General features: G+C 70.5%; 6 protein-coding genes. 3 read left to right on the top strand and 3 right to left on the bottom strand.

The genetic code is table 11. The annotated features are described in order from the left end of the window. Positions 1-229: 229 nt before the first annotated feature. From ABZ281_RS33220 to ABZ281_RS33210, 3 genes are all read left to right on the top strand, one after another. Positions 230-1,108, top strand: a complete 879-nt coding sequence (locus ABZ281_RS33220; RefSeq protein ID WP_356661561.1) for a potassium channel family protein — start codon at positions 230-232, stop codon at positions 1,106-1,108. Between the two features lie 270 nt (positions 1,109-1,378). After that, positions 1,379-1,852, top strand: a complete 474-nt coding sequence (locus tag ABZ281_RS33215; protein ID WP_356661559.1) for a cation-transporting P-type ATPase — start codon at positions 1,379-1,381, stop codon at positions 1,850-1,852. After that, a complete protein-coding gene (locus tag ABZ281_RS33210) occupies positions 1,768-2,610 on the top strand; it encodes a cation-translocating P-type ATPase (RefSeq protein WP_356661557.1) in 843 nt (280 codons plus the stop codon). The genes ABZ281_RS33215 and ABZ281_RS33210 overlap by 85 nt, the downstream gene beginning before the upstream one ends. Positions 2,611-2,861: 251 nt before the next feature. On the opposite strand, the gene ABZ281_RS33205 is transcribed toward ABZ281_RS33210, so the two are convergent. From ABZ281_RS33205 to ABZ281_RS33195, 3 genes are all read right to left on the bottom strand, one after another. Beyond that, positions 2,862-4,457 (bottom strand): multicopper oxidase family protein, encoded by a 1,596-nt coding sequence (locus tag ABZ281_RS33205; protein ID WP_356661555.1) that lies wholly within the window; start codon positions 4,455-4,457, stop codon positions 2,862-2,864. A 70-nt stretch (positions 4,458-4,527) separates the two neighbouring features. Further along, positions 4,528-4,983: a DUF6153 family protein gene (locus ABZ281_RS33200; protein ID WP_356661553.1), complete on the bottom strand. Its 456-nt coding sequence runs from the start codon at positions 4,981-4,983 to the stop codon at positions 4,528-4,530. A 107-nt stretch (positions 4,984-5,090) separates the two neighbouring features. Continuing rightward, a partial coding sequence (locus tag ABZ281_RS33195) for a hypothetical protein (protein WP_356661551.1) occupies positions 5,091-5,283 on the bottom strand: 193 nt, incomplete at its 5' end.

The raw sequence follows: 5,283 nt of genomic DNA, 5'->3' as shown, positions 1-5,283 counted from the left end.
CGCTGGCGGAGGCCTTCCCCGGGCAGCCGCTGCGGCTGGTCCCGAACGTGGCCTGGACGGTGGAGCTGTGACCTTCGCGCCCGGAGAGAGCCGCACGCTCGTGCTGCCGCAGACCCGTTCCGCGCAGACGGGCGTGCCGACCTCGGCATCTGCGGCAGGATCTGCCGGACAGGCCATAGGCTCCGAAAGCGGGGTTCCGCTTCAGGCGACAGTGCCGTGGGAGACGTGGATGAAGTGGTTGATCTCGCTGGCCGGTGCCGGGCTCGTCATGCTCACCCTGCGGGACCTCTTCCATACTCTCTGGCACCCGACCCGCCACGGCGGCCTGAGCCGCCTCGTCATGACGGCGTTGTGGCGCCTGGCCCGGCGCCTTCGCGCGCGCAGGCGGGTCGTCGGGCTCGTCGGACCGCTCGCCATGGTCACGGTGGTAAGCATGTGGGCCTTCACCGTGATTCTCGGCTGGGCCATCGTCTACTGGCCGCACATGCCCGGGGCGTTCACCTTCTCACCCGGTTCCGGGGCGGCGCAGGAGCCCGCGCTGCTCGACTCCGTGTACCTGTCGCTCGTCACAGTGGCCACCTTGGGCCTGGGAGACATCGCACCAGGTGAGGGCTGGCTCCGCCTGGTCTCACCATTGGAAGCCCTGGTCGGCTTCGCGCTCCTGACGGCCACTGTCTCCTGGGTGCTGGAGATCTACCCGGCGCTGACCCGCAGGAGGGTCCTGGCAATCCGGCTGGCCCTGCTGCGCGACTCGGCCCCGACGCCGCAGCAGATCGACTGCACAGCCGGGGCGCTGCTGCTGGACAGCCTGGCCACCGAAGTCGTACGCGTGCGTATCGACTTCACCCAGTACGCCGAGGCGTACTACTTCCACGACGGGGAGGACCACTCGTCGCTGGCGGCCACAATCGGCTACGCCGCCACCCTCTCCCAGCGGGGACAGGCAGCCCAGCGGCCGGAGGTGCGCCTGGCAGGTGACGTGCTCGCAGGTGCGCTGAAGGACCTCGCCGCCATCCTTGACCAGCGATTTCTCCACACCGGTGGCACGGCGAGGGAAGTCTTCGCCGCGTACGCCGCAGACCACGGGCGCAGCCCCACGCAGGCCTGACCGACAGGCCCATGCCCGGGCTTGCACCGCAGGATTGCCCACACGCCGAGTGGCTGGTCATGCCGGCCGGCGCCGGCGGTGGCACTCTGACAAGCGACACCGGTACTCGGGGACGGCGGTTCCCCGCATGACGGGAGTTTGGTGAATGGCACACAGCGAACAAGCCGGTCCTGTTGCCGCCGCTCCGGCGCACCCCGGCGTCCTGGTGGTACGCGACAGCGACCTTCGAGCAGTCCGTGGCGCACACGTGTACAGCACTTCGTCAGGCGCGTGAGCGAGCAGCGGGACGACCGGGGTGTCGATGCGGGGACCGACGCACCCCGTACGACATCGTCAGCATCTTCCGCGGCGGGTCTGTCGTCGCGGGAGGCCGCGCGCCGACTGACGCGTCATGGGCCCAACGCGATCCCGGCGGAGCCGCGCGCCCCCGTGTGGTGGCGGGTGCTGCAGCAATTGCGGGACCCGCTGATCCTGGTGCTGTTGGTGGCCGCAGCTTTGACGATCGCCACCGGTGATCTCTCCGATGCCGCCATGATTCTGATCGTCATCACGGTGAACACCGCGGTCGGCGTCGCTCAGGAGGTACGAGCCGAACAGGCGGTGATGGCCCTGTCCGCCATGAGCGCTCCCACCGCCAGAGTCATACGGGACGGCGAGGAATGCTCCCTCCTGCTGCCGAGGTGGTGCCCGGCGATCTGGTCCTGGTGGCCGAGGGCGACATCGTGCCCGCCGACGGGGACGTAGTCTCAGCGGCCTTGCTGCTGGCGGACGAGTCCTCGCTGACGGGGGAGTCCGTTCCGGTGGAGAAGGCCCCCGACGGCGACCCGTCGCACGGCACGGTGTCGGCGGGCACGATTGTCGTCCGCGGCCGTGGATGCGTCATGATCACCTCCACGGGAGCCGGCAGCGCGCTCGGCCGGATCGCAACGCTGATGGGTGCCGCGCCCGGTCCGACCCCGCTGCAGCGTCGGCTGGCGGGATTCGGCCGGATTCTGGCAGCCGCGATCGTGGCACTGTGCGCCCTGGTTCTGGCTCTCGGTCTGGTGCGCGGACAGCCCGTGGAACTGATGATCGTGGCGGCGATCAGCCTTGCCGTCGCCGCCGTACCGGAGTCCCTGCCCGCCGTCGTCACGCTCTCCCTCGCCCTGGGGGCACGACGGATGGCGGACCGGGTCCTCGGCGCGACCCAGCTGGGCGTCGCCCTGGGCTCCCGCGCCCGTCCGGGAAGCCGGGCCAACCCGTTCCTGCTGGTTGCCGTGGGTGCGGCCTTGGGCCTCCAGGCCGCCGGTGTCTATCTGCCCCCTCTCCGGGACCTGTTGGGAACCGAGCTGCTGTCGCTCGGGGACCTTGCGATCGCCTGCGCGTTGTCCGGTCTCGGCCATGTGGTCATGCGCCTGCAGGCACGCCTGTGGCCGGAGCGGCAGCCGCGCGCCCCATTGACGGAAGGCGGTGATCCGGGTGATCGGCGTTTCCGCTCCGCCCGGGCAAGGGGGCTCCGCTGAGCCCGGTCTTCGAAATCGGCTGCCACCAGCCTTGCCGGATGCGGCACGCAGCTATGGCAGACCCGTGCGGGCCGGGACGATCATGCCGTCCGACCTGGTCCTGCCCGACGAGGACGCCAGCCTCACCCAGGCGCGGGAGCTGCTCTCCGACGAGGGCTTCATCCGGGGTGACACCGATACGCGGCGATTCGAGCCTCGCGACCTCGGTGGGGCCGGGCGACACATGAGTGGCGTGCCGTCCGGCCAGGGGATCATGCCTGGTAGGCAACGGTCGCCATCATCCCGGCCTCGCCGTGGTAGGCGTTGTGGCAGTGCAGCATCCACCGGCCCGGGTTGTCGGCGTCGAAGAACACGGACAGCTTCTTCTTCGGCAACACGATCGCGGTGTCCTTACGGGGACCGGAGCCGCCGAGCTGGAAGGTGTGGCCGTGCAGGTGCATCGGATGCCACATGGTCGTGGTGTTGACGAAGTCCAGCCGGACTCGCCGGCCCTCCTCGACCAGGATGGCGTGGGCGTCCGGATCGGCCATGTCGAACGGCTTGCCGTTGATGGCCCAGTCGTAGTGCATCATGCCGCCGGTGAGTTCGATCCGGTGCCTGACGTCGGTTGTGGCGGACTCAAGCCGCACGTCGCCGGCCGCGCGGAGCCGGGATGCGGTCATGACCGTGCCGTCGAGTTCCCTCGGGCGTACGGCGGCAGTGGGCGCACGGCCGGAACCCGTGCGCACGAGGGCCAGCCCGCTGGTGTTCTTCCCCTCGGCCAGGGCGACAAGGGGGAAGACGCCGTCGGCAAGGGTGACCAGTACGTCGTAGCGCTCGCCCATGCCGATCAGGAGTGCGTCTGTTTGCTGGTGCTGGACGGGGAAGCCGTCGGTGTGGGTGACGGTCATCGTGTGGCCGCTGAGGGCGACCCGGTAGGCGGTGTCACTGCCCGCGTTGATGATCCGCAGGCGCACCTTGCGGCCGGGCTTGCCCGTGTAGACCTCCGGGTCGTCCGGCACACGTCCGTTGACCAGGTGGAAGGGGTACTTCACGTCGCCGGCGTCGCCGCCCAGCAGATCGCTCTCCGCGCCCATGAGCATGAAATTCGACGACATCCCGCCCGACGAGGCCGAGTCGGAGGGGGATGAATCGCCGTTGGCCTTCCCCATGGAGTGCATGTCGTGGCCCTCCGTGCCGGAGCCGGAGTTGCCTCCCATGTCCATGCCGCCCATGCCCTGCTGGAGTCCGGCGAAGACCTCGTCGGGGGTGCCGGTGACACCGTCGACCCAGTCGTCCAGGACGACCACCCATTCGTCGTCGTACGCCAGTGGCTCGCGCGGGTCCTCGACGATCAGCGGGGCGTACAGGCCGCGGTCGAGTTGGACGCCGACGTGTGGGTGGAAGAAGTACGTGCCCGGGGCGTCGGCGACGAACCGGTAGGTGAAGGTGGAGCCGGCGCGGACGGCGGTCTGGGTGGCCGGGGGCACGCCGTCCATGTCGTTGCGCAGGGCAATGCCGTGCCAGTGGATCGAGGTGGTGGTCTTGCCCGGCAGCTGGTTCGCGAGTTCGGCGACCAGGGTGTCCCCGGCGGAGAGCCGGATCTCCTTGCCCGGGGTGCGGCCGTCGAAGGCCCAGGTGCTGGCCTTGACGCCGCCGCCCAGGTCGACCCTGGCGGGCGCGGCGGTCAGCATGATCTTGCGCTGCCTGCCGGTGCCGCCCCGCCTCTTCTCTGTGGCGGCGACGGCGGAACCGGACGGGCTGACCAGGGCAGGCGCGCTGGCGGAGTTGGTGCAGGCGGCGAGTGCGCCCGCGCCGGCGGCGCCGAGTCCGGCGAGCAGGAGGGAGCGGCGGTTGATGCTGTTCACGACGTGAGTCCTCTTCTTCGATCTGGCATGGGGCGCGGCGACGACGGCACACGGGTGCCGTGATCGCGGCCTAGATGCGCAATCGGGAGAGGACCGAGAGGTCCGGTGGCGCGCGGCCGACCGTTCCGGCGGGCCGAGGGCCGGGCTGGGCCTGGTATGGGTCGGCCGTCTGCCCCGCAGTGCCCGGCGGCGGCGCGGGGAGCTGCTTGGTCACCTCCACGTTTCCGCTGGTGCAGTGCTGCATACCCGCAACGGCGCAGGTGCTGCCGCCATCGGCGCCGTGCGCGGGCGCAAGTGCACCGGCACTGTCCGCGTGAGTGAAGTCGGAGACTTGCCGGACAGCGGCAGCGGGCGAGGACGCCATGCCGGGCATGGCGTGCCAGATGTGCGTGGAGTGCGTGGCGTGCTGCGGCGGGGCCTTCGAGGCAGCGGCCGTCTCATGGTGAATCAGTACGGCCAGAGCGGCGAGCAGGGCGATGACGGCGCCGCCAGCGGAGCCAATGACATGGCCGCGAACTGTCGCCATCGCCATCGCCTCCGCTCGGACTTGTCTCCGCGACGCCCCGCGGCGGGGGCTCACCGTTTGCGAATATACCCCTGCGGGGTTTAGACCGGCCGCGTCGCGGAGGGCGGTCACAGTCGTAGCGGGCGCGTAGGGCGGTCGAATTCGTCCGGCGTGGCTTCGCCTCCTGCCTCGTCGGCGCGGACGGCGTCGCGGACGCCGTGCCGGATGTGGGGGTAGAACTCTGCCCTCGAGCTGGCGCCTCTGCCCTGCTTGCGCGGCGCAGGCGGCGGTGAGGCCGTCCAGCCCAGGGTGTCCGTTGCC

The sequence above is a fragment of the Streptomyces sp. NPDC006265 genome (genome assembly GCF_040613555.1).
In the GTDB taxonomy this organism is placed as follows: Bacteria; Actinomycetota; Actinomycetes; order Streptomycetales; family Streptomycetaceae; genus Streptomyces.
Note: the sequence above shows the minus strand (reverse complement) of the source record. Positions and strands in the feature narration are given on the sequence as shown.